The organism is Pseudophaeobacter sp. 1A16562 (assembly GCF_041008785.1).
Classification (GTDB): Bacteria; Pseudomonadota; Alphaproteobacteria; order Rhodobacterales; family Rhodobacteraceae; genus Phycobacter; species Phycobacter gallaeciensis_A.
In genome coordinates this window covers 14,679-35,804 of record NZ_JAXGFT010000004.1, presented here as the reverse complement: position 1 = coordinate 35,804, position 21,126 = coordinate 14,679, and the positions used below count along the sequence as shown (strand labels likewise).

At 60.1% G+C, this 21,126-nt stretch carries 20 protein-coding genes; 9 read left to right on the top strand and 11 right to left on the bottom strand.

The genetic code is table 11. The features are described from left to right. Positions 1-19 precede the first annotated feature (19 nt). Genes SM764_RS06575 through SM764_RS06565 form a run of 3 tightly spaced genes read left to right on the top strand, consistent with a single transcriptional unit; the run spans position 20 to position 2,603 of the window. Positions 20-832: a TatD family hydrolase gene (locus SM764_RS06575; protein WP_368946861.1), complete on the top strand. Its 813-nt coding sequence runs from the start codon at positions 20-22 to the stop codon at positions 830-832. Continuing rightward, complete coding sequence (locus SM764_RS06570) at positions 832-1,629, top strand: MBL fold metallo-hydrolase (RefSeq protein WP_368997772.1); 798 nt, start codon at positions 832-834, stop codon at positions 1,627-1,629. The genes SM764_RS06575 and SM764_RS06570 overlap by 1 nt, the downstream gene beginning before the upstream one ends. A 41-nt stretch (positions 1,630-1,670) precedes the next feature. Then, on the top strand, positions 1,671-2,603 hold the full coding sequence (locus SM764_RS06565) for an AEC family transporter (RefSeq protein WP_369001344.1): 933 nt from the start codon (positions 1,671-1,673) through the stop codon (positions 2,601-2,603). 35 nt (positions 2,604-2,638) lie between these two features. Here SM764_RS06565 and SM764_RS06560 read toward each other — a convergent pair whose 3' ends face one another. Next, the gene (locus SM764_RS06560) at positions 2,639-2,989 is read right to left on the bottom strand and encodes an META domain-containing protein (RefSeq protein WP_369001343.1); all 351 of its coding nucleotides are present in this window, start codon (positions 2,987-2,989) and stop codon (positions 2,639-2,641) included. A gap of 311 nt (positions 2,990-3,300) precedes the next feature. On the opposite strand from SM764_RS06560, the gene SM764_RS06555 reads away from it, so the two are divergent. The 4 genes from SM764_RS06555 to SM764_RS06540 all read left to right on the top strand — a co-directional run bounded on the left by SM764_RS06555 (position 3,301) and on the right by SM764_RS06540 (position 11,405). After that, positions 3,301-8,835 (top strand): hypothetical protein, encoded by a 5,535-nt coding sequence (locus SM764_RS06555; protein WP_369001342.1) that lies wholly within the window; start codon positions 3,301-3,303, stop codon positions 8,833-8,835. A 22-nt stretch (positions 8,836-8,857) separates the two neighbouring features. Next, complete coding sequence (locus SM764_RS06550; protein WP_369001341.1) at positions 8,858-9,580, top strand: CpXC domain-containing protein; 723 nt, start codon at positions 8,858-8,860, stop codon at positions 9,578-9,580. Between the two features lie 295 nt (positions 9,581-9,875). Beyond that, on the top strand, positions 9,876-10,922 hold the full coding sequence (locus SM764_RS06545; protein ID WP_274828192.1) for a methyltransferase: 1,047 nt from the start codon (positions 9,876-9,878) through the stop codon (positions 10,920-10,922). 15 nt (positions 10,923-10,937) lie between these two features. Further along, positions 10,938-11,405: a thioesterase family protein gene (locus SM764_RS06540; protein ID WP_065271023.1), complete on the top strand. Its 468-nt coding sequence runs from the start codon at positions 10,938-10,940 to the stop codon at positions 11,403-11,405. A 116-nt stretch (positions 11,406-11,521) separates the two neighbouring features. On the opposite strand, the gene SM764_RS06535 is transcribed toward SM764_RS06540, so the two are convergent. After that, entirely contained in the window at positions 11,522-12,136 is a 615-nt protein-coding gene (locus SM764_RS06535) for a DUF2202 domain-containing protein (protein ID WP_369001340.1), read from the bottom strand. A 353-nt stretch (positions 12,137-12,489) separates the two neighbouring features. After that, positions 12,490-13,389 carry a LysR substrate-binding domain-containing protein gene (locus tag SM764_RS06530; RefSeq protein ID WP_369001339.1) on the bottom strand — a complete coding sequence of 300 codons (900 nt, stop codon included), beginning with the start codon at positions 13,387-13,389 and terminating at the stop codon, positions 12,490-12,492. A 6-nt stretch (positions 13,390-13,395) separates the two neighbouring features. On the opposite strand from SM764_RS06530, the gene SM764_RS06525 reads away from it, so the two are divergent. Both SM764_RS06525 and asnB read left to right on the top strand, forming a co-directional pair. Further along, a complete protein-coding gene (locus tag SM764_RS06525) occupies positions 13,396-13,632 on the top strand; it encodes a hypothetical protein (protein ID WP_369001338.1) in 237 nt (78 codons plus the stop codon). Between the two features lie 12 nt (positions 13,633-13,644). Further along, positions 13,645-15,192: an asparagine synthase (glutamine-hydrolyzing) gene (gene asnB, locus SM764_RS06520; protein ID WP_368946851.1), complete on the top strand. Its 1,548-nt coding sequence runs from the start codon at positions 13,645-13,647 to the stop codon at positions 15,190-15,192. Positions 15,193-15,286: 94 nt separating this feature from the next. On the opposite strand, the gene SM764_RS06515 is transcribed toward asnB, so the two are convergent. The 8 genes from SM764_RS06515 to SM764_RS06480 form a co-directional block, all read right to left on the bottom strand. Next, on the bottom strand, positions 15,287-15,880 hold the full coding sequence (locus SM764_RS06515) for a rhodanese-like domain-containing protein (protein WP_368946850.1): 594 nt from the start codon (positions 15,878-15,880) through the stop codon (positions 15,287-15,289). A 247-nt stretch (positions 15,881-16,127) separates the two neighbouring features. Then, a complete protein-coding gene (locus tag SM764_RS06510; RefSeq protein ID WP_368946849.1) occupies positions 16,128-16,283 on the bottom strand; it encodes a hypothetical protein in 156 nt (51 codons plus the stop codon). Between the two features lie 118 nt (positions 16,284-16,401). Then, positions 16,402-17,265 (bottom strand): aldo/keto reductase, encoded by an 864-nt coding sequence (locus tag SM764_RS06505; protein WP_368946848.1) that lies wholly within the window; start codon positions 17,263-17,265, stop codon positions 16,402-16,404. A gap of 277 nt (positions 17,266-17,542) precedes the next feature. Further along, entirely contained in the window at positions 17,543-17,938 is a 396-nt protein-coding gene (locus tag SM764_RS06500) for a (R)-mandelonitrile lyase (RefSeq protein ID WP_065271027.1), read from the bottom strand. A 23-nt stretch (positions 17,939-17,961) separates the two neighbouring features. Then, complete coding sequence (locus SM764_RS06495) at positions 17,962-18,600, bottom strand: NADPH-dependent F420 reductase (protein WP_368997792.1); 639 nt, start codon at positions 18,598-18,600, stop codon at positions 17,962-17,964. A gap of 48 nt (positions 18,601-18,648) precedes the next feature. Then, a complete protein-coding gene (locus SM764_RS06490; RefSeq protein WP_274832348.1) occupies positions 18,649-19,410 on the bottom strand; it encodes a carboxymuconolactone decarboxylase family protein in 762 nt (253 codons plus the stop codon). Positions 19,411-19,539: 129 nt separating this feature from the next. Then, positions 19,540-20,469 carry a LysR family transcriptional regulator gene (locus tag SM764_RS06485; protein ID WP_237028424.1) on the bottom strand — a complete coding sequence of 310 codons (930 nt, stop codon included), beginning with the start codon at positions 20,467-20,469 and terminating at the stop codon, positions 19,540-19,542. Positions 20,470-20,526: 57 nt separating this feature from the next. After that, positions 20,527-20,982: a (R)-mandelonitrile lyase gene (locus SM764_RS06480; RefSeq protein ID WP_369001337.1), complete on the bottom strand. Its 456-nt coding sequence runs from the start codon at positions 20,980-20,982 to the stop codon at positions 20,527-20,529. Between the last annotated feature and the right edge of the window lie 144 nt (positions 20,983-21,126).

Below are 21,126 nucleotides of genomic sequence, written 5' to 3'. Positions count from 1 at the left end.
AAGACGACGAAAGACAGGCATGAGCAGCACATCCCTTCCCCAGATCACCGACAGCCACTGCCATCTGGATTTTCCGGATTTCGCTGGCGAGCTGGATCAGGTGATCGCCCGTGCCACCGAGGCCGGGGTCACCCGGATGGTCACCATCTGCACCAAGATGAAGAATGAACCCTCGGTGCGCGCCATCGCCGAAACCCACGCGCCGGTGTTTTACGCCGCAGGCACCCACCCGATGAGCGCGGCTGATGAGCCGCTGGTCAGCGTGGATGAACTGGTGGCGCTGGCTAAACACCCCAAATTCGTCGGCATCGGCGAGACCGGTCTGGATTACCACTACACCGCGGACAGCGCCGAGATTCAGCAGGTCTCGCTGCGCAATCACATTGCCGCCGCCCGAGAAACCGGCCTGCCGCTGATCATCCACGCCCGCGCCGCGGATGACGACATGGCCCGAATCCTGTCCGAAGAAATGAAGAACGGCAGCTATTCCTGCGTGATGCATTGCTTCTCCTCCTCGGCGGAACTTGGCCGGGCGGCGTTGGATCTTGGGTTTTACCTGTCGATGTCCGGTATTGCCGCCTTCCCCAAAAGCCAGGAGCTGCGCGACATCTTTGCCGCCGCGCCCATCGACCGCATTCTGGTGGAAACCGACGCGCCCTATCTGGCACCGCCGCCGCACCGGGGCAAACGCAATGAACCGGCCTATTCTGCCCTGACCGCCAAAGTCGGCGCCGAGGCTTTTGGCATGGACTACGCCGATTTCGCGGCCCAGACGCAGGAGAATTTCGACCGGTTGTTCTGGAAAGCAGCGCAATATCAGGCGGCCGCCTGATGGCTGAACTGCGCTTTACCATCCTCGGCAGCGGCTCTTCGGGCGGGGTGCCGCGCCTTGGCGGTCACTGGGGCGATTGCGACCCTGAGAACCCGCGCAACAGACGGCGGCGCTGCTCCATGCTGGTTGAGCGCGACGGCCCGGATGGCACCACCACGGTGCTGATCGATACTTCGCCGGACATGCGTAGCCAGCTGCTGGATGCAGAGGTCGGACGGCTGGACGCGGTGGTCTATACTCACTCCCATGCGGACCACGTACATGGCATCGACGATCTGCGCATGCTCGTCTTCAACATGCGCAAGCGGATCCCGGTCTACGCCGATGGCGATACCCAGAACGCCCTGCTGTCGCGCTTTGGCTATGCCTTTGTGCAGCCCGAAGGATCGCCCTATCCGCCGATCCTGGATCTGCAAAGCATCAATGGCCCCTTTGTTATCGATGGCCCTGGCGGCGAAATCCCCTTCCGCCCCTTCGAGGTCGGGCATGGGTCGATCGACGCGCTGGGGTTCCGGATGGGCGGGCTGGTCTATCTTCCCGACGTGGTCGACATCCCCGACAGTGCTCTGCCCGAGCTGCAGGATATGGATTGCTGGGTTCTGGACGCCCTGCGCCGCACCCCACATCCCACGCATTTCAACATGACGCAGGCGCTGGAGTGGATCGAGCGGATGCAGCCCCGGCGCGCGGTGCTGACCAACATGCATATCGATATGGATTATGCCACGGTCGAGGCAGAAACCCCCGATCATATCTCTGCCGCCTATGATGGCATGGTGATCCGCAGTCCGATCTAGGGCCGCCCAACCGGGCGAGCGCCCATTAGGACTACGACTATATGCTGCAAAGCCTGATCGACGTCATTCTGCCCGTTTTCCTGGTGGTCGCTGCGGGCTATGCCGCAACGATGAAGGGATATTTCACGCACAGCCATATCGAAGGGCTGATGAAATTCACCCAGAGCTTTGCCATCCCCTGCTTGTTGTTCCGGGCGATTGCCAATCTGGATCTCTCCAGCAGTTTTGACCCGACATTGCTCGTCAGCTTTTACACCGGGGCGGGGATCTGTTTTCTGATCGGCCTCTTCGGTGCGCGGCTGATCTTCAAACGCGACTGGGAAGACTGCGTGGCCATCGGCTTCTGCTGCCTGTTCTCCAATTCGGTCTTGCTGGGCCTGCCGATCACCGAACGCGCCTTTGGCCCCGACAATCTGACCGGCAACTATGCGATCATCGCGTTCCATTCGCCCTTTTGCTATGGCATCGGCATCACCGTGATGGAGATCGTCAAGAACCGCGGCGGCGGCAGCATGAAGATGGCACGCTCGGTGCTGACTGCGATGTTCCGCAACGTGCTGATCCTCGGGATTGCACTGGGATTTGCCACCAACCTGATCGGCCTCACCATTCCTGGCGCAATTGACGATGCCCTGCAGCTTCTGATCCGCGCCGCGCTCCCGGCGGCGCTGTTCGCCCTTGGCGGCGTACTGGTGCAATACCGCCCCGAGGGCGATCTGCGCACTATCGCATTTGTCTGCGTAACCGCCCTGATGGTGCACCCGGCCATCGTCTGGTCCCTTGGCAGCACTCTTGGCCTGAAACAGGATCTGTTCCGCTCCGGTGTTCTCAATGCCGCGATGGCGCCGGGCTTTAACGCCTATATTTTTGCCAATATGTACGGCCGCGCCCGGCGCGTCGCCGCTTCCTCGGTATTGATTGCAACCGGGGCCTCGGTACTGACGGTGTGGTTCTGGCTCGTGGTCCTCACCTGAGGCACCACCCCTGCCCGCCTAGGCCTCGCGCAGGTTCAGCCGGGCAGTCGCACCGCCCAGAGCAGCGGCTCATCAAAGTTATACATGACCAGCTGTCCGTCCTCGGCCAGTTCCATCCGGTTGACCAGACCCAGCTGCTGTAGAAACTCGCGCTCTGCGATCATCGTTTGTTCGTCACAAAGCCCGCCGCCGATATCAAACGGCGTGAACATGAGGTTCTGCAGGTCCGGCCCATAGGCGGTGGTGAAGCTGCGGCAGGGGCTGGAGCCGTAGAGCGTGCCCTCGGCAAAATCGAACCGCATTTCGTCAAAGCCCGCAATGTCGATGCCCTTTACCCGCTGCACGATCCAGGCGCCATCGAAACTCTCTGCCGTGGGTGAAACCATGGGGACCCCTCCACTGGGTGCATTGGCGTGCTCCGAGGCATAAGAAAATCCCGCCAAGCCCCAACCGCAAAACCCTGCACTGACTGCCAGGATCACGGTCAGAAAGGGACCTGAAATCCTCATGTGGCAGAGCCGGTTATCTGGAAAATCGGCATAATCTCACCTTGGTGCATATGCCCCCAGAGTCTGCGCAGTCTGTACGCTTTCACAAGAAAAAAATTCTTGCCGAAACGTTAACCGCGTGCGACCCTGAAAGAGGCAAGTGTGTAGTGTGCTATTTTTAAACAGTTTTTCAGTCCAGGAGCTGCCCAATGCCTCTTGATGGATCTGCCGCGAAAGAAATCAAACAACAGATGGCAATCGCCCGCAAACGCGAGCTGGCCTTTGGTTTGTGTTTTGGCAAGAAGATCGAAGACTCGGTCTTTCTCACCCACAAGACCAAAGCCGCCAAGGTGCTTGGCAAGCAGGCGAAATCCGATGGGGAGACGCCACAGTTCACCTTTGGACGGCTGAAACTGGACGGCAAGGAACTGACCCTCATTGTCGAAGGAAAGATCCCGCCGGGCATGGCCCGCAAGACCAAGAAAATGTTCATGGTCGTCGGGCTGAAATACAGCATCATCATTCAGGACCCCGACGGACAGGTCGTCGAGGCGGAGAAAGATGAGGACGAAGAGACCCCCGCCGCAAAGGAGGCCGCAAGCGGCGAGACGGCGACGGAAACGGCAGAACCGGATGGCCCTTCGGCGCCCTCAGGCGCCACCGATCCGGCAGAGGAGAAATGGGCTGCAGCCGCGAAAAAGGTCGAAGCCAACCTCGTAAAGCTGCGTCAGATCGCCGGGATTGATCTTTCCCGGGTCGAGACGCTTTGGAAGGCGTTGCAGGCCAAGGCGGACACCGGCGCCTTGGCCACAGCGCTTGAGCATGTGGCCAAGCTGTCAGCGGAGATGAAGACCGCGGCCCAGGACGCCGCTGCGCGGGCCAAGCGGCAAACCCTGCTTGAGGCAAAGTGGCAGCAGGCAGAAGCCAAGCTGCAGCCGCTGATCGAAGAGGTTCTCTCCTTCAAGACAACCCAATCCGAGAAAATTCAGGCGGTCTGGGCTCAGATCACCGCGAGGGTGGAAGCCACGCCGCCTGATTTCGAAGGCGCGCTGAAGGCGGTCGGTCCGCTGGCACAGGCCATATCCAAGGCCCGTCAGGCCGCGGCCGAGGCACCTCAGGAAGAACCGGCCGCGCCAAGCGGCGAGGCCGAGGCTGCCGAAGGCGGCGACACGACAACGATCCCCCGCCCGGACGCACCGGAAAAAGCGCCCGAACAATCCGCTCCGCCCTCAGGCGAAGCCGGTGGCGATACGGATGATACCGACCTTTCCGACCAGATTGCCCGTATCGAAGCCGCGTTGAAAGAGCTGCGCGACGGGCCGGTGAAGACCTATAACACCATCTTGCCCGAGGCGGTCAGCCAGACCCCGGACAAATGGAAAACCGCCCTGGAGAAAGTCGAAGCGCTGGCGAACGAAGCCAAGGCCAAACCCGAAAGCAGCAGCACGGCCAAGCTGGACGCTGGTGAAAAGGCCCTTGCCGGGCTGAAAAAGGCAGTTGCCACCGACACCGAAGCCAAGACCGGTTTTGGCAAGGCGCTGGCGATCTTTGACCTGCGGATGGTCCCCCTGACCAGCCATCCAAAGGCCGGGGCTCCGGAAATCACGCCCGAAATCGCCAAGATCAACGACATCCGCACGGACGCCATCGCAAAGGCAAAGGCTCACGATCTGAAAACCGCGACTGAGGCGCTCACGGCTGCTGAGGCCGAGATCACCAAGGCCGAGGTGCTGGCCGATGACTTTGCCCATTTCATGGCGCTGGACCCCGACCGCAAGGAGCTGGCCGACGCTGCGCGTGGGGTGACGGTCGGCGATCCAGCGATCGACGATGCCGCCCGCGAGATGGAACGCCTTTACGATGCGGCGCAGCAGGCCAAGGCCGCCAAGAAATTCAAGGATGGCATCAAGAAGCTGGATGAGATCGCCGCAGTTTACGCCAAAACTGCCCGGGTGCGGACGCTGCGGGAAAGCTATGAAGACGCCCGGCCCAAGGCCAAGACCTGGGTCGATTACTGGGCCACGCTTCCCGGCGCTGTCAAAAACCTGCTCACGGTCAAGCTGACCGAGGCGAACGGCTATTACAACGATTCCGATGTCGCCACGAGCAAGGACTACGCTGACTCTCTCAAGACCCTTGGCAAATTCTGGCACCTGCGCGCGTTTCTGGAAACCGAAATTCCGGTGGTGCAGCAATACGCGCCCAAGCTGACCGCCTTTGAGGCCAAGCTGAAGGAATTCAAGGACCACGATGGCGCCTCGGGCATTCAGGTGATCATCCTGAAAATGGAAAGCGATCTCGCCTCGGCCAAGGCGGAAGCGGCGCTTCACAAGTACTCAACGGCCATATCCCTGCTGGATGCCACGGCCGGGGATTGGGCAGCGACCACTGCGCAGGCGGACGCCTGTAAGGCCTACAAGGAAAAGCGCCAAGTCGTTCAGGGCAAGATCGCACGGCTGAAGAACGTACCGCAGGCCGCGGGCATGCTGACCGATGCCGAGGCGCTGCTGGCCGAAGCCGTGGCCCATGCGCTCAAGCTCGACTTCCCCACGGCCAACACCTGCCTGGCGGATGCGGAAAAACGCATCGACAGCGCCAAGGCTGCGGCTGAGGCCTCGGTTGAACTCGACGGGCTGACCGATACCGCCGCGCTGGATAACCTGAAAAAGAAATGGGACCCGGCCTTCAAGGTCTTTACCGATATCCGGGACAAGGTAGTCGCGGCGGATACCGGCAATGATTTCACCGTGCTGATCGCCAAGGCGCAGGTGCCTGCCGCGGAGGCTGAAAAAGCCAAGAAGGCCAAGAAATACGACGATGCGCGCGCCCATCTGGACAGTGCCATCGCCAACCTGAAACTCGCCATGGTGCTGGTCCATCAGCATCACGCCTATGAGGAACTGAAGGCCTCGCTGGCAACACGCGTGGCCGGACTAACGCCGCTGAATGATGCCAATTGCCTGCAGCCGCATCTGGATGACATCACCCGTCTGACCGGCGAAGCGGACGATCTGATCAAGCCCGAGGCCTATGATTACGATGGCGCCGAGGCCAAGCTGGCCGCCGCGCGCGCCATGGTCGACCAGGCCCGCGCGGAAGGTGAGCTTTACAAGACGATCAAGGCCGACCGGGCCAAGGCCACCGCGGTGATCGCCAAGATCACAGCCGAGGGGGGTGACGTAGAAACCCAGCTGGAGCATCGAAAGACCGAGATACAGGCGCTGATCGACGAAAGCATCCGGCTGCAAACCGCGCGGGATTTCAAGGGCGCGGCGGAGAAGGCCAAGGATGCAGCCGGTTGGGAGAAAGCCACCGACGCCGATCTGGCGACGCTGAAAACCGTGCTGGGCTGGGAAGGCCCCTATTTCAAGGTCCCCCGCGCCACGCTGATCGGCCCGGGCAAGGAAGCCGGGGTACATCAGATTGCCCGGGCGGACGCGGATTTTGCCAAATATGAGGCGATGAAGGCCGCGCATACCTACACGGCCGCGCGCGGAATGTTCGAAAAGGCCTATCAAAAGATTGAGGCCTGCAAGGTTCTTCTTGCAGCGGCGGCCCCCTACCCTCAGGCAGTCACCGATGCGCAGGCAGCTGTCGGTGCATTGGCTGCCGAAAGCAACGATGCCACCAAGGACCGGATCAAGGAGATGACAGACCGGCTGGCGGCAGCCAAGCTCGATACCACCCAGACCGACCTGTCGGAAAACGATTATTCACAAGCTGTGAAGGAGTTGAAGGCTCTCACCGAGACCGCCAAGGCGTTGCTGACCGCGATCACCGGATCCTCGGCGTATGAAACCGCCCGGGCAGAGGCAAAGGCCAAGCTGGACGAGGCACAGGCGCACAAACATGCCGAGGCCATTGCGGCCCAGCTGACCCGGCTGAAAGCCAAATACGACGCGCTGGTCAAACTGGCACCGAGTGACTACGCGACGGCAAAAACCATGGCAGAGGAAGTGGCGCGTTCGGCCGAAGAGGCCCTGTCGACTGCCAAGACGCATGGCATCCTTGAAGTGGTGAATTCTGCCATTGGCGGGGATGAGGACAGCGCCCCCTGGTGGCCGCAGGTGCAGGCGGCGAAACTGTCGATCAAAGTCGTCGGCAGCCGTGAAAACGCCGATGTCGCAGCGGTACACCTGAAGACCGCGACGGCGGAAATCGAAAACTGCCAGAAAGACGGATTGGCGCCCAAGGTCGCCAAGGGGCATCTGCTCGCCGCGCTGGAGGCCTGCAACACGGCGGACGAGGTGATTTCGCAATATGCCTTCATCACACAGGAAATCGCCCGCGCCCGCACGGCCCTGCCCCCGGTCGAGGGCCACGAAGAGGCCGCCTATGTCGCCGTCGAGGTCGCCGAAGTTGAAAAGCTGCTGACTGGGGCGCAAACCGCTGCCAGAGGTGGCCAGAACTATGCTGCGGTCAGCGCCGATATCGAAAAGGCCATCGCCCTGACCAAGACGGCGCTGGAGCTGGCCAAGCAGCATAAGACGTACAAAGAGCTGCGCGACGAGCCGGAAGTGAAGCCCCGTCTGGCCGTGCTCGAAGGGCACGAACACCGCTACGCCATCAAACCCAGCATCGACACCATGCGCAAGAAACTGGCGGATGCCGCGGCGCAGGACGCAGGCAAACAGCCTGCAGATGCCATCAAGCTGCTGGAAGAAGCGCGCGCCATTGGCACCAGCGCCTATGTCATGGCGCAGATGCGGGCCAATACGCCGCCAGACCCGGCAGACATCGAGAAAATCCTGGCACGCCCGGGTGGCACCGCCGAGCTGGATGCGATGATCGACAATCTGGAGCCGGAAGCCCAGCGCGCGGTGGTCAAGGTCGCCTTCAAGGCGCGCTTTGGCTGCGATATCAAGAACTTCAGCAACAAGAACTTGGCGCCAGCCACCGAAATCGCCGATGGCGATCTGAAAGGCCCCAATATCGTGGCCTTCTACAAGGCAATGCAAGACCTGCCGATGGACCACACGCTCAACAATGACTCGCTGAAGAAATTCGCCATCAACGAAGCCGACAAAGGCGGATCCATGTACCAGGGCAACGAAAAGCGGATCGTGATGCACGAAGGTGATGCGGGCCTGTCGCCCAACTATGCCTTCGGCAGTGATGACGCGGTCGGCAGCCTAGATGATGCGGCCACCCCGGAAGAGCGTGCCGAGCTGGAAAAATGCAAACCCGCGAACGAAGAGCCGGTGACCTACTTCAACTGGAACACCCTGCACGAGGTTGGCCATGCGGTGGATGACAAACACGGCTTCATGAACAGCAACGGCAGCAAAAAGGATTTCGGTGGCTGGACCGAATACGGCATGGCGATTTCGGACATCGCCGAGAAATTTGCCAAGAAGTTCAAATATGACAAAGACTATATCACCGAATACATGGCCCATAACACAAGCGCCCATGCCCCGGACAAACCCGCGGACGAGACCTGCACGGACGAAGAATGGGACACCCGGCGCGTTCAGGTTCAGGCACATATCGATAGCGCCTCTGAGCCCGCAAAACCATGGTCCAGCATGACCTCTGCCAAGAAGCTCGCGATTGACGGTGTTGTGTATCAGGAGAGTTATACCAACAGCTGGACCTCCTATCTGCTTGGCGCACGCGCCAAGGGCATGACCGGCTACCAGTTCCGGGCGCCGGGCGAATGGTTTTCCGAACTTTATGCCGCCTATCACTCGGGCAAGCTAAAACCGAACCATCCGGCGATTGACTGGTTGTCCAAACTCTGACTGATCGAAAGGCCACCGACCGATGTCCCTGTTTCATCCCGTCAATCTGCTCTGCCCGCAATGCGAGGCGCCCGTGTCCATGTCCGCCGTCGGCAGTGTCAACGCCGACCGTCGTCCCGACCTACGGGACGACATCCTGGAGGACCGGTTTCAGGACGCGGCCTGCCCCGCCTGCGGCGAGAGTTTTCGCCTGCAACCGCAGTTCAATTACCTCGACGCCGGGCGCGGGCAATGGATCGCTGCGATGCCTGCCAACCGGTTGCGCGATCATCTGGAGCTGGAGGATGAGGCCAATGATCTGTTTTCCACCAGTTATGGGTCGCAGGCCCCCGCTGCCGCGCAGGAGGTCGGCAAAGGGCTAACCGTGCGACTGACCTTTGGCTGGCCTGCGGTGCGGGAAAAATTGCTGCTGCGGCAACTGGAGCTGGACGATGTGATCGTCGAGATGATGAAACTGCATATCCTGCGCAGCGTCGAAACCGCCCCCTTGGCTGAAGGCATTGAACTGCGGCTTGTCGATGTGGACGAAGAGACCGGCAGCTATGTCTTTGCCTGGCTGGAAACCGCATCGGAAAAATACATCGAATACCTGAACGTGCCATCAGAGCTGTATCAGATAATCCATGACAACCCGGAGGGATGGGCCGCGATCCGCGGTCGGCTGGAGACAGGACCTTTCGTCGATATGCAGAAACTCTACATGGGTGAAGGCCGCCATACGGGCGCTGAACGCCAGGCAGGCTAACACCGCGCAGCCGACACTCAGCGCAAACCGCGGCGGCGGAGGCGCAAAAACATTCCTCTTGTCGGGCAGACATCAGGCGATCTGCCCTGCCACTAGGTGCGGTTAAACCCATCCGTGCCCTGCCCTTTGCGAGTGGAAACGCAGGCCATAGAAAGTGGTTTCCACCGTAGAATGCATCAAAATTTGGCTCAAAACCGACAACTTGTAACATGTTCCCGGCACTACTGTTGCGTGGCAGCTACGGCTGTGTATGCTCCCAGACACATCCGAAATGACAGAAAGGTAAGTGGGCTTCATGCAGGATCTGACCCCGGCGACACTCGACAACAATGCAATCGAAAGCGCGGAGGATCTGTCGTCCATCGCTTTCAGTTTCATGGCATCAAAGGCGCTGTTCACCGGTCTGCATGTCGGTATCTTTTCACTGCTCGCGGACGGCCCCAAGACGGCCAAAGAACTGTCAGAGGCCGCAGATGTGCCGCTCAACCGCATCGTCACGCTGACAACCGCGCTGGCCAGCGTCGGGCTGCTGAGCAACACGGACGATGACAAGATCAAGAATTCCCCCGCCGCGCAGAATTTCCTTTCGAAAACATCGAAATACGATTTCGGGGATTATCTTCGCTATCAGATCGACCAGCAGATGTACCCCTTCCTGCTGCAGTTGAATGCGGTGATGAAAGGCGAACTCTCCGAGGATGCAATCGCTTCTTACCGGCACTGGATGGCGGATGAAGAACAGGCTTCGGTCTATTCCGAAAGCCAGCACGCCGGCTCTCTTGGCCCGGGGCGCACACTGGCCCGCACTGTGGACCTGTCCCATGCCAAGACCCTCTTGGACGTGGGCGGCGGTACCGGCGCGATGACCATCAGCCTGTGCAACGAATATGAGAACCTTGAGGCCACCATCATCGACTTCCCCAACGTGGCAGAAATCGGCTGGGGCTTTGTCTCCGAGGCCGGTCTGATCGACCGGGTGCGCTATATTCCCGGCAACGCCATCGAAATCCAGTGGCCAGGCAACCAGGACGCCATCCTGATGTCCTATCTGATGAGCGGCGTTCCCGGCGACGACGTCGAAGGCCTGCTGACGAAAGGCTTTGAGGCGCTGGCTCCCGGTGGCAAGCTGATGGTACATGACTTCATGGTGGAAGAGAACCGCCGCGGACCTGCGCTGGCCGCACTCTGGCAGTTGCAGCACATGGCCTTTACCCCCGACGCCCGTTCGCTATCGGTGGGCTGGCTGACGGAAATGGGCAAAAAGATCGGTTTCGAGGTAGAGACCGTCGACAACCTAATCCCGGCGATGACCAAACTGGTCGTCTTTTCCAAACCTGCCTGAGCCGGGGGAGCGGAGATGTCGACATTTCGCGTACACGAAGAGCCGCTTCAGCAGGAGTGGCTGGATGCCTATGGCCACCTGAACGAAGCCTACTATCTGGTCCCGTTCAGCAATGCGACATGGAAACTGCAAGACCGTTTCGGGATCGGTACCGCATATTTCGAGGAAACGGGCTGCGCGCTATATACGCTTGAGACGCACCTGCGGTACGTGGGGGAAGTGCGCGCTCCGGCAACCCTGTCAATCGAGGCCGCGATCCTGGGCGTGGACAGCAAACGTTTGCAGATCGGGCACACAATGTGGTCGGCCGATCAGGAATGCGCGACGTTTGAATGCATGCTGCTGCACTACGATACGCGCCAGCAACGTGCCACGGCCTTCCCCGAGGCGATCTATAACAGCCTTTTGGATGCGGTTCTGTCCCCTGCCCCGGAATGGGCCGGACGCGCAGTGCGTCAGTTGTGCGGAGCTGTCGCCGGTTGATGCTGGCCCGGCCAACTAGCCTCCCAACACCTGCAATAACCGCGGCCGTGGTTGCGCTTGGCCTCGCGGATGCGAGGCCAAGCCAATCTGTGTCCGAAAACCGGAGGCGATTTCGCTCACAACAATGCCTCAAAGGCATTAAGGTGCGCATAGGAGCCCTGCAACAGGTTTTCATAGATGTCCGCCAGAGCAGTGTCCGGCACGGCCTCGGCCGCAGCCGCGATATCGACGATGTCTTTCTCCTCGATCGCCACACCGACCTCCAGCGCGTCTTCTAGCGAGGTCAGCCCCTGCTCCAGAAGCGTGTCGTACATCTCCTGCAACTCGGGATTGGAGAATTCGCCAGCGGTGTCGAAAACGAAGGAATCGACATCGACGCCGATCTTCTCTGCATAATCGACAAGCGCGTCAAAGTGCTGGTCTTCGGACTCCTCGATATTGGCGAAGATCTCCTCTCCATAAACATCGTAAAAGGCCTCGTAGAGATCACCCGCAAGCTTTTCCTCTTCGATCATGAACTTCAGCTCTGCGATGGCCTCAGCGCTAAGCGTCACAGCAACAGAGGCATCATCGGTTGATACCGTTTCAACCTGCTGTGTCTCAGCTTCGTTACGGTGCCATTTGCCACCGCCAATACCTGTATCAAGGCCGGTTTCGGCGGACAGTTTAACACCGTCGGTGCCTTCGAAACTCACTGTGTACTCGCGGTAGGAAACACTGTTCATGCTCATGTCTTTCTCCTGTGCCGGTTGCTGATCTCAAGGTGAACGAGGCCCGGCGCGCCCATTACATTCAGAAAAATACATATGTAAATTGGCTCGTGAATTGAAACTGGCCTGCCAGCAGACCGGCGTTGCGCCGCTGATTTGGCAGCGAAATTTTGCCGTGCGCCCGCTGCAACGACTGCACTCGTGACGTCGTGCCGCAAGCCTTGGAAGCCGATTGGCAACCTCTGCATGCTGCCAGACATGCAAGAGCATGCGTTCTGACAACAGCCATTAGAATGCTCAGAGCACATTTCAAGATCGCATTGGAGAGATCGGAGCCAAGCCTCACTGCTGAGAGGCCCACTCACGTCGAGCACCTAGGCGATCGGGATCTTTGCGACCTCGGATTTGAACCATTCGCCAAAGGCAATGAGCCGCGGATCGGGGAAATCCGTATCCGGATAGACCAGCCACATCCCCCGTCCGGTGGTCAGGCGGGTCTCATTGAGGCGCACAAGATGCCCAGCAGCCACGTCGGCAGCGGTCAGGCTGACATCGGCCAGCGCAGCACCATGCCCGGCAAAGGCAAGGTCCACGACCCGCGCCCGGCTGTCGTAGGCGACCATGCCCTGTGGTGGCGACCCCGCATAACTCAAAAGGTTCAGCCAGGCCTGCCAATCGTCCTTGCGGCCCTCGATATAGGCCAGGGTCAGCTTGGCAATCTCATCGGCGGACAGTGGCAGACGCCGCCCCGAGACAACCGAGGGCGCCGCCACCGGCACCAGTTCATCACGGTGCAGTTCGACTGCGGTCAGCCCGGGCCACTCCCCGGTGCCATAGCGCATGCCACCATCAAGATCCGATTTGCGAAAATCGGTATCCGTGGCGCTCATCTCCGGTTCGACCGTGATCTCCGGATACATGGCATGAAACCGCGACAGGCGCGGCAATACGATGCGATTGCCGTAAAAGGGCGTAACCGCCACCCGCAATGTCCCGCTCATCGGGTTGCCCTGCAGTTCAATCGCAGCGGCCTCAATCATGTCGAAGGCCTTGCCGATCCGGTCTGCAAAACGTTTTGCCGCGTCGGTCGGTTGAACCGCACGCCCACGACGCCGGAACAGGCTCATCCCAAAGGCTTCTTCAAGCGATTTGACCTGATGGCTGATGGCCGCGTTGGTCACGTTCAGCTCAGTCGCCGCCTCCTTGAAGCTTTCATGCCGCGCGGCAGCTTCGAAGGATCTGAGGGCATTGAGAACAGGAAGACGTCGAGGCATGGCACTATGGTCAAATTTTTCTCATCCATAGTGCTAGAATGTTTCATTATTATCAACCAAGAGATTTTGATAGCCATGGTGCCGCAAAACTTTAAAGGCGCCCGCCCATCGGCCAAAGCCGATCAGCAGCCCCCTTGCCCCGCCGCCGCCAAGACAGCGCAGCGCGGCCTGTCATGGCAAGGACGGCCCGGCGCGCGCAAAATGCGGCCCCGCCCTTATGGCGACCGCTATGGAACCGATTGAGAACCAAGAACCATGTGTGGATTTGTTTGTTTCTGGAATATCAGCGATGCCGGGCTGGCCGAGGAGATGATCGCGAAAATCGCCCATCGCGGCCCCGACGAGGTGCATGTCCTCCGGCATGCAGATACCCCCACCATCGAGCCCCTTGCAACTGAGACCGCCTTCACCATGGCCCATTGCCGGTTGTCTATCATCGGCCCCGAGGACGGCGCCCAGCCCATCCACCAGACAGGTGACATGCTGGTTGCCAATGGCGAGATCTACAACCACGCCGATTTGCGGGCTATCTTAGGCGATGCGGCGTTTGAGACGGCTTCTGACAGTGAAACGATCCTGCACCTGTTCCGCTCCGGGCGCTCCCGCTGGGTCACCCAGCTGGATGGCATGTTCGCCTTTGTTCTGATTACCAAAGACCGCATCATTGCCGCGCGCGATCCACTGGGGATCAAACCGCTATACATGGCGCGGCTGGGCAATGGGCTGGTCTTCGCTTCCGAGCTGAAAGCCTTTGACGGCGTCCCGGTCGAGCAGGTCGAAGCGGTCCCGCCCGGACATCTGTTCGACAGCCGCACCGGCTGGCGGCAATGGTACCGCACGCCTCAGGGCGCTGCCGCAGCGGGCCCGGATCTCGATATCGACGCCACCGCGCAGGAACTGCGTCTGGTACTGGAGGGAGCCGTTGCCAAATGGATGGTCGCGGATGTGGAGGTCGGCAGCTTCCTCTCCGGCGGGTTGGACAGTTCGATCATCGCGGCGCTTGCCCAGAAGGCGCGCAAGGCACAGGGGCTGGGTCCGCTCAAAACCTTTGCTGTCGGCACCAAGGGCAGCCCCGATCTGGTTGCCGCGCGTGCTGTGGCCGAACATATCGGATCAGACCACTACGAGACCGTCTTTACCGCGCAGGACGTGGCAGAGGCCTTGCCGCATGTCCTTTATCATCTGGAATCCGCTGATGTGGATCTGGTGCGCTCAGCGCTGCCCACCCTGTTCGCTGCGCGGCTGGCACGCGCCAAAGTGAAGGCGGTGCTGACCGGTGAAGGCGCCGACGAATTGTTCGCCGGCTATACCTACCACCACGAGTATGTCGACGATCCCCGGGCGCTGGCGGATGAGCTGACCCGCTCCCTTGGCACCATGCACAACATCAATCTGCAACGTGTTGATCGTGTCACCATGTCCGAAAGCCTTGAGGCCCGCACGCCGTTCCTCGACCGGGAGCTGATCGATTTTGCCCAGGCCATCCCCGCCGACCTGAAGATGCGCCGCACCGACCCCGATGCCCCGGATGCAACCGGCGCTACAACGGAAAAATGGATCCTGCGCAAGGCCTGCGACGACCTGCTGCCCCCGGATCTGGTCTGGCGCAAGAAGGCGCAGTTCGACGAAGGCTCCGGCACGGTCGATGCGCTGGAAGAGGCCCTTGCAGCGCTGATCGGCGGTCCCGTCACGCGGCAGTCAGAAGGCGCCCTGTATGAACGGCTGCTGCGCGATGCCTATCGCAACCCCGAGCGGATCCTGGAGGCCGCCGGGTCCTGGGAGGCAGACCGGGTGGTCGCCTGAGGCACCGCCTGCCCGGTTTCCGGCCCCGATTATGCGCGCCTTGCAGCATCATCCGCCGCAAGGCGCCCGCCATAGCATATCGGTCTGGGCCGCCTCAGGAGCCGCCCGGCACCACGGTCAGGCCCAGCATGTTCCAACTCTGCATGCCACCTCGATAGTAGTAGATCTTCTCGGCCGGGAAGCCCGCCTCGATCATGCGGCGCGCGGCCGTCGGGGACTGACCGCACCATGGCCCGTTGCAGAACAGGACCACCGACGGCACCTCGCCCTCGCAGATCCAGCCATCGAAATCGACCTCGCAGCCGAATTCCCCCAGCCGGTCGGCCGCCTCGGTATAGGGCACCGATATGGCGCCCGGAATTGTGCCTTGCTCATATTGCGGGCGAACGCGCCCATCAACCAGCAGGGCCTCCCCGGATTTCAGGAACTCCAGCACCTCTAGCTCGCCAATGGTCGTCACCCCGGGTGCCGGTGTCATCGGCTGGATGCAGAAATTGGGACAGGGGCGCGAGGTCTTTGTCCAAGGTTCACCCAGACGCGCTTCGGGATCCTGATTGCGCTTGATCTCAACAGCGCCGCCAGGCGTTGTCACGGTCACGCTCATCATGTCCTTGGTGATGCCGACCTTATCCGCCAGTGCAGGCGCCGCGATGGCGGTCATACAAAGGCCCAATAGCATTCCACGCATGTCTGAATCCTCCCTCATCTCGTGTGCTCATCACATTCTAAAATTCGAATAACAAACAGTCGAGGCATTTTTGATGCGCTCAGATCTCTCTCACTGCCTATGCCCGACGATCCTTGCAACGGCTATGATCCTTGCAGCGGCTATATGGAAGCTCCCCCAAGCGGCCCGCAAGCTTATGAAATCAATAACTTTTGCGCGCGGCGTATTCTTATGAATCGATTTCGCCACGGGCAAATCGCATATCGAGTTAGGACTGCGCGCCGGACGCTTTGCGCTGCGATGACGTCCCGTCGCCCTCGCGCACCAGCCAGATCAGCCCGGCGACCACCAGACCCAGGTCGATCATCCAAAGCACGGGGCCAAAGATCATTCCGACCCCGTGACTATGGTCCCAGCCCACCATGTGCCCGTATTCTCGCGCCCTAACTGTCGTGGGCACGCCAAGCAGAACCGACAAATAGACCGGCGGGACCACGGGCCCCACCGGTTGTTTCAGTAGCGGCCGATCCCGAAGGCGCCGCTTACATCTTGCCGCCGTAGACCGGGAAGAAACTATGTTCGCCGTAGTCCTTGATCTTCTCGATGGACTTCAGTGCATCCATATCTGTGTCGGAAATTTCGAAATCCACCGCCGAGTTGTTGGCCATGTGATCCGGGTTTCCGGTCTTCGGCAAAGGCAGCAGGCCCAGCTGCAGACAATAGCGAATGCCAAGCTGCGGGATGCTGACGCCGTATTTCTCGGCCATTGCGCCGACCTCGGTATTCTTGAACAGCTCACCATGACCGACAGGCGAATAGGCCTCGACAAGGATCCCTTTGCTCTTGGTGTAGTCGATCAGGTCAAAGGGCGTGTTGCTGATATGGGCCAGGATCTGGTTCAGCATCGGTTTGACGGTGGCGTTCTCGATCAGGTTGTCGAGATCTTCCTTCTGGAAATTGGACACACCGATGGCGCGCAGTTTGCCTGCTTCAAGCGCCTCTTCCAGCGCTTTCCACGCGGCAAGATTGCCTTCGAAGTACCGGTCGTCGCCTGCAAAATTTTCCCACGGCTGCGGGCTGTGGATGATCATCAGATCGATATAGTCCAACCCCATCGTGGCAAGAGAGCCGTCGATGGCTGCCTTGGCCTCGTCATAGGTCTTGATGCCGGCGTCCAGCTTGGTGGTCACGAAAATCTCGTCGCGGTCCACGCCGCAGTCACGGACTCCTTCGCCAACACCGCGTTCGTTGGCATAGGCCTGCGCGGTGTCGATGTGGCGATAGCCAAGGTTCACAGCCGCCTTGACCGCATCCGCAACTACCGCGTCGTCGATCATCCAGGTGCCAAGACCAAGTTTCGGAATCTCGACGCCATTGGAAAGAGTGTAAGTTTCTTGAAGGATCATTGGGGTTTTCCTTTGTCATAGTGTATCGCCAATGGCTCCCCTGCCGTCGATCGAGCGGCAGAAGTTCCAGTGCGTATCTGATGGGGTGGAACTTATGGCAGGCAGGCTCCTGCGATAATCCATGCAGAATTGAACCCACTGATGAGTTCAGATCATTAATGGCGGAACGCCAAGGCGGCGCGCACTGTGCCATGCGTCCTTGATGCCCGCGGCAACTATCGCCGATGCAAGACCCTTGGGCAGCGAGCAGGTCTAACCCGCCTGCTCGCCCCAAAGATCAGCCGTTGTAGTCTTCGTCGCTGACCTTCTCCATCCAGTCAACGGCGACACCATCGATGCTTTCCTGGATGGCGTGGTGGCTCATGGCGGTGTCAGGCGATGCGCCGTGCCAGTGTTTTTCACCAGCCGGGAACCAGACTACATCGCCTGCGCTAACCTCTTCGACGGGGCCGCCTTCGCGCTGCACACGTCCGCGGCCAAATGTGATGATGATGGTTTGCCCTGCCGGATGAGTGTGCCACGCGGTGCGGGCGCCGGGTTCGAATGTCACATGGGCACCGCTGACCCGCCCGGGGTCTTCGGCCTGAAACACCGGGTCGATCCGGACCGAGCCGGTGAACCAGTCTTCGGGGCCCGGTCTGGACGGCGCGCTGCCGGAACGGATGATTTTCATGGTTGATCTCCTTTCATGCGCGGTCAGCCGCGCAGTTTTTCAAATCGATAGGTCAGCGCCGGACCGCCGGGCTGCACATAGGCCAGCTCGACCGTCGCCATGGCAAAGGGTTCGACAAAACGCCCATTGCGCAGCCCCCCGGTTTCAAGCGGTTCAAACCCGATGTCCCGGATCAGCGTTCCTGCGATCTCTTTTGCCTCCGCATCATCACCATAGGTAAAGACCTGCGGCGCGGGCGTTTGTCCCTTTCGGTCAAACACAGGCCGGAAACTCTCGGACGGGATGGTGTTGAAACACGACACCCAGCGGGCTTTGGGCCGGGCCTTGGCCAGCTCTTCGGCGCCCGAGGACGTTGTGCCCACCACCAGCTCTGTGTTGCTGTCATTCAGCGGCACGCAGCAATTGAGCACGACCTTTCCCGCCAGATCTCCGGCCTGCTGCAGGACATCGTCGATGCGTGACCAATGCACCGCAATAAGCAGCACATCCGCTCCTGCGACCGCGTCGGCAACCGTGCCCGATGTTCCGCCGCAATCGCCTGCGAGACGCGCGAGCTTGGCAGTGCTGCGAGAATAGGAGAAACACACGTCATGACCACAGGCTGCCCAGAGTGCGCCAAGCTTGGCGCCCATAAGGCCGGAGCCGAGAATTCCGATCTTCATCCATCTCTCCTTCTGACTTTGCTGCCTTTCCCAAACCTTCATGCGGTCTTATTGCCCGCGATTTTCAAACACCTCTTTGGCAATGGGCATGGCCGAGAATACCTTTGGCCAGCCCGCGTAGAAGGCAAGGTGCGACAGCATGGCCCCAGCTTCCTCCTGCGAGAGACCATTGTCCATGGCGCGGTTCAGGTGAAAGGTCATCTGCTCAGGCTGACCTGCGGCGATCAAGGCGGCGACGGTCACAAGGCTGCGGTCGCGGGGGGCAAGATCTGGGCGCAGCCAGAGGTCCAGAAACAGCACCTCGCGGGTGTTGTCGACAACACCGATACTGACGTCGCTATAAAGGCCACTGACAAGCTTTTCACGGGCGGCTTCGGCCTCTTTATTGAGCGGCAACAGATCCGGGGACACGGGCGGCAAGGCATCGATCGACACGCCGCGAGCGGCAAACACAGGCGCTGCGGCCTCGGACGCTGCGGTTGCATTGCCAAAACCAGTGTAGAAGGCCAGGTGGGTGATCGTCTCGGACAGCTCTGCCGGGGTCACGCCCGCGTCCAGTGCCAGCGCGACATAGCTGCCAAGATTTTCCGTTTCGTGACGTGTCACAAGCGCTGCGAATGTCAGCAGTGCACGGTCACGCATCGACAGCGCCTCATTGGTCCATTCCGAGCCGAAGATCGTATCCGTGGCATAGGCTTCCAGCGCCGGGGAGACTTGCCCCACTGCATCGGGCAACGTGGTTTTCACATCCTGGGCAAAGGCCGGGCTGGTCATCAGCGCAAAGGCAGAGGCGGCAATAGAGGTCTTCATCGGGATCTCCTGTTGGGTTGCTTCTGCCTGATGATGTGGCCCCTTTTTCCGAAAGCTTAATGCCCGTCCTGATCACCCCACTCATGATGCCATTTCATGAATGCCTAGCCTCATACCCTTCCTTTGGTCTCAGCCGCGTTCACGCAGAGCCTCCAGCACCACGCTGAACGCCGAGGACGGGCGTTGGCGGCTGGGGTAATAAAGGTGGAAGCCCGAAAAATAGGGAGAATAATCACCAAGGCACATCTGCAGCGCGCCACTGTCGAGACGCGACTGGGCAAGGCGTTCCGGGATGAGGGCAAGACCATGCCCATCCGTGGCCGCCTGCATCACTGGATTGACCGTGTTGAAACAGGCCTGACCTTTGACTTTGACGTTGATCTCGTTGCCGTCCTTGTCCTCAAACTCCCAGGCATAAAGCGCGCCGTGGGTGGAAAGACGCAGGTTGATACAGCGGTGATCGGACAGGTCCTGTGGCACCTGCGGTGTGCCCATTTCCTTGAAATACTCAGGGGCACCGACACAGACCATCCGCTCATCCGGGCCGATCCGCATGGCGATCATCCCCTCGCTGACCTGATCACCATAGCGCACCCCTGCATCACATTGTGACGCCGCCAGATCGGTATAGCCGTAGTCCATGACAAACTCGATATTCACCGAAGGATACTTCTTGAGCACCGGCGACAGCTTGGGCCACAGGATGCTTTCGATGGCGTATTCCACTGCCACGATCCGCACTGTCCCCGTTGGCTGATCCTGCGCGTCATTTAGCGCCTGCAACCGATTTTCGATCTTCTCGAAACAGGGGTTGAGCGTGGCAAGCAGGTCCTCTCCCTCGATGGTCGGGGCAACACTGCGTGTGGTGCGCGTCAGAAGGCGCAAGCCCAGCCGCTGCTCCAGCCCCTTGATTGTATGGCTCAGCGCGGATTGCGACACGTTCAGCCGTGCCGCAGCCCGCGTGAAACTGCGCTCTTCCGCAACAGCGGCAAAGGCAATCAGGTCGTTGATGTTCTCGCGTATCATGAAAGGGGCCGGGATTTGTGTGTTGTTGCTCATGGTCGTTCTTCCACAATCTATGTCCGCCCTTCATGAAATCGATGATTAAGTTGCGCTTCAGTCGAGGTATTCCTGCTCCGTGACCTGGTCACCCCAACTGACGGCCGAGCCATCGGCCACCGCCTGAATGGCGTAATGTGTCACCGATGTTCTGTCGCTCGCGCCGTGCCAGTGTTCAACACCGGGCGGGCACCAGACCACATCACCGGCCTTGATGACCTGCTTGTCCTGACCGCGCTCCTGGGTCCAGCCGGTGCCATGGGTAACGACCAGCATCTGCCCAGCCGGATGCGTATGCCAAACAGAGCGGGCGCCGGGAAGAAACGTCACCTCGCCAGCGCTGACATTATTCATCTGGGGGCCGAATACAGGGGAGATATAGGCCGTACCGGTAAAGACCGTGCCGCTTCCAATTTGGCCGGGCCGGTCTTCGTGTCGGCTGATCTCCACGGATTGGGCAAAGGCGGTTGAGGCGGCGAGCATGAGCGCGGGGGCCGTGAGCATGAGTTTCATGGCATTTGTCCTTTTTGGTTGATCGCGTTGGATAGGACAAAAGGTAGAGAGCTCCGCCAGCCGGATCATGGGCCTGTTCTGCACAGCATTCATGATAGCTTCTCATGAATGCTGTGCAGCAGGCCGGGATTATCCAATGCGGAG

What these genes read in the sequence shown, in the direction of transcription:
- SM764_RS06565 (WP_369001344.1), top strand. Translation starts at nt 1,671, where the DNA reads ATGCTGCAAAGCCTGATCGACGTCATTCTGCCCGTTTTCCTGGTGGTC.
- SM764_RS06575 (WP_368946861.1), top strand. Translation starts at nt 20, where the DNA reads ATGAGCAGCACATCCCTTCCCCAGATCACCGACAGCCACTGCCATCTG.
- SM764_RS06555 (WP_369001342.1), top strand. Translation starts at nt 3,301, where the DNA reads ATGCCTCTTGATGGATCTGCCGCGAAAGAAATCAAACAACAGATGGCA.
- SM764_RS06540 (WP_065271023.1), top strand. Translation starts at nt 10,938, where the DNA reads ATGTCGACATTTCGCGTACACGAAGAGCCGCTTCAGCAGGAGTGGCTG.
- SM764_RS06505 (WP_368946848.1), bottom strand. Translation starts at nt 17,265, where the DNA reads ATGATCCTTCAAGAAACTTACACTCTTTCCAATGGCGTCGAGATTCCG.
- SM764_RS06490 (WP_274832348.1), bottom strand. Translation starts at nt 19,410, where the DNA reads ATGAAGACCTCTATTGCCGCCTCTGCCTTTGCGCTGATGACCAGCCCG.
- SM764_RS06530 (WP_369001339.1), bottom strand. Translation starts at nt 13,389, where the DNA reads ATGCCTCGACGTCTTCCTGTTCTCAATGCCCTCAGATCCTTCGAAGCT.
- SM764_RS06535 (WP_369001340.1), bottom strand. Translation starts at nt 12,136, where the DNA reads ATGAGCATGAACAGTGTTTCCTACCGCGAGTACACAGTGAGTTTCGAA.
- SM764_RS06485 (WP_237028424.1), bottom strand. Translation starts at nt 20,469, where the DNA reads ATGAGCAACAACACACAAATCCCGGCCCCTTTCATGATACGCGAGAAC.
- asnB (WP_368946851.1), top strand. Translation starts at nt 13,645, where the DNA reads ATGTGTGGATTTGTTTGTTTCTGGAATATCAGCGATGCCGGGCTGGCC.
- SM764_RS06560 (WP_369001343.1), bottom strand. Translation starts at nt 2,989, where the DNA reads ATGGTTTCACCCACGGCAGAGAGTTTCGATGGCGCCTGGATCGTGCAG.
- SM764_RS06515 (WP_368946850.1), bottom strand. Translation starts at nt 15,880, where the DNA reads ATGCGTGGAATGCTATTGGGCCTTTGTATGACCGCCATCGCGGCGCCT.
- SM764_RS06525 (WP_369001338.1), top strand. Translation starts at nt 13,396, where the DNA reads ATGGTCAAATTTTTCTCATCCATAGTGCTAGAATGTTTCATTATTATC.
- SM764_RS06545 (WP_274828192.1), top strand. Translation starts at nt 9,876, where the DNA reads ATGCAGGATCTGACCCCGGCGACACTCGACAACAATGCAATCGAAAGC.
- SM764_RS06510 (WP_368946849.1), bottom strand. Translation starts at nt 16,283, where the DNA reads ATGGTGGGCTGGGACCATAGTCACGGGGTCGGAATGATCTTTGGCCCC.
- SM764_RS06480 (WP_369001337.1), bottom strand. Translation starts at nt 20,982, where the DNA reads ATGAAACTCATGCTCACGGCCCCCGCGCTCATGCTCGCCGCCTCAACC.
- SM764_RS06570 (WP_368997772.1), top strand. Translation starts at nt 832, where the DNA reads ATGGCTGAACTGCGCTTTACCATCCTCGGCAGCGGCTCTTCGGGCGGG.
- SM764_RS06495 (WP_368997792.1), bottom strand. Translation starts at nt 18,600, where the DNA reads ATGAAGATCGGAATTCTCGGCTCCGGCCTTATGGGCGCCAAGCTTGGC.
- SM764_RS06500 (WP_065271027.1), bottom strand. Translation starts at nt 17,938, where the DNA reads ATGAAAATCATCCGTTCCGGCAGCGCGCCGTCCAGACCGGGCCCCGAA.
- SM764_RS06550 (WP_369001341.1), top strand. Translation starts at nt 8,858, where the DNA reads ATGTCCCTGTTTCATCCCGTCAATCTGCTCTGCCCGCAATGCGAGGCG.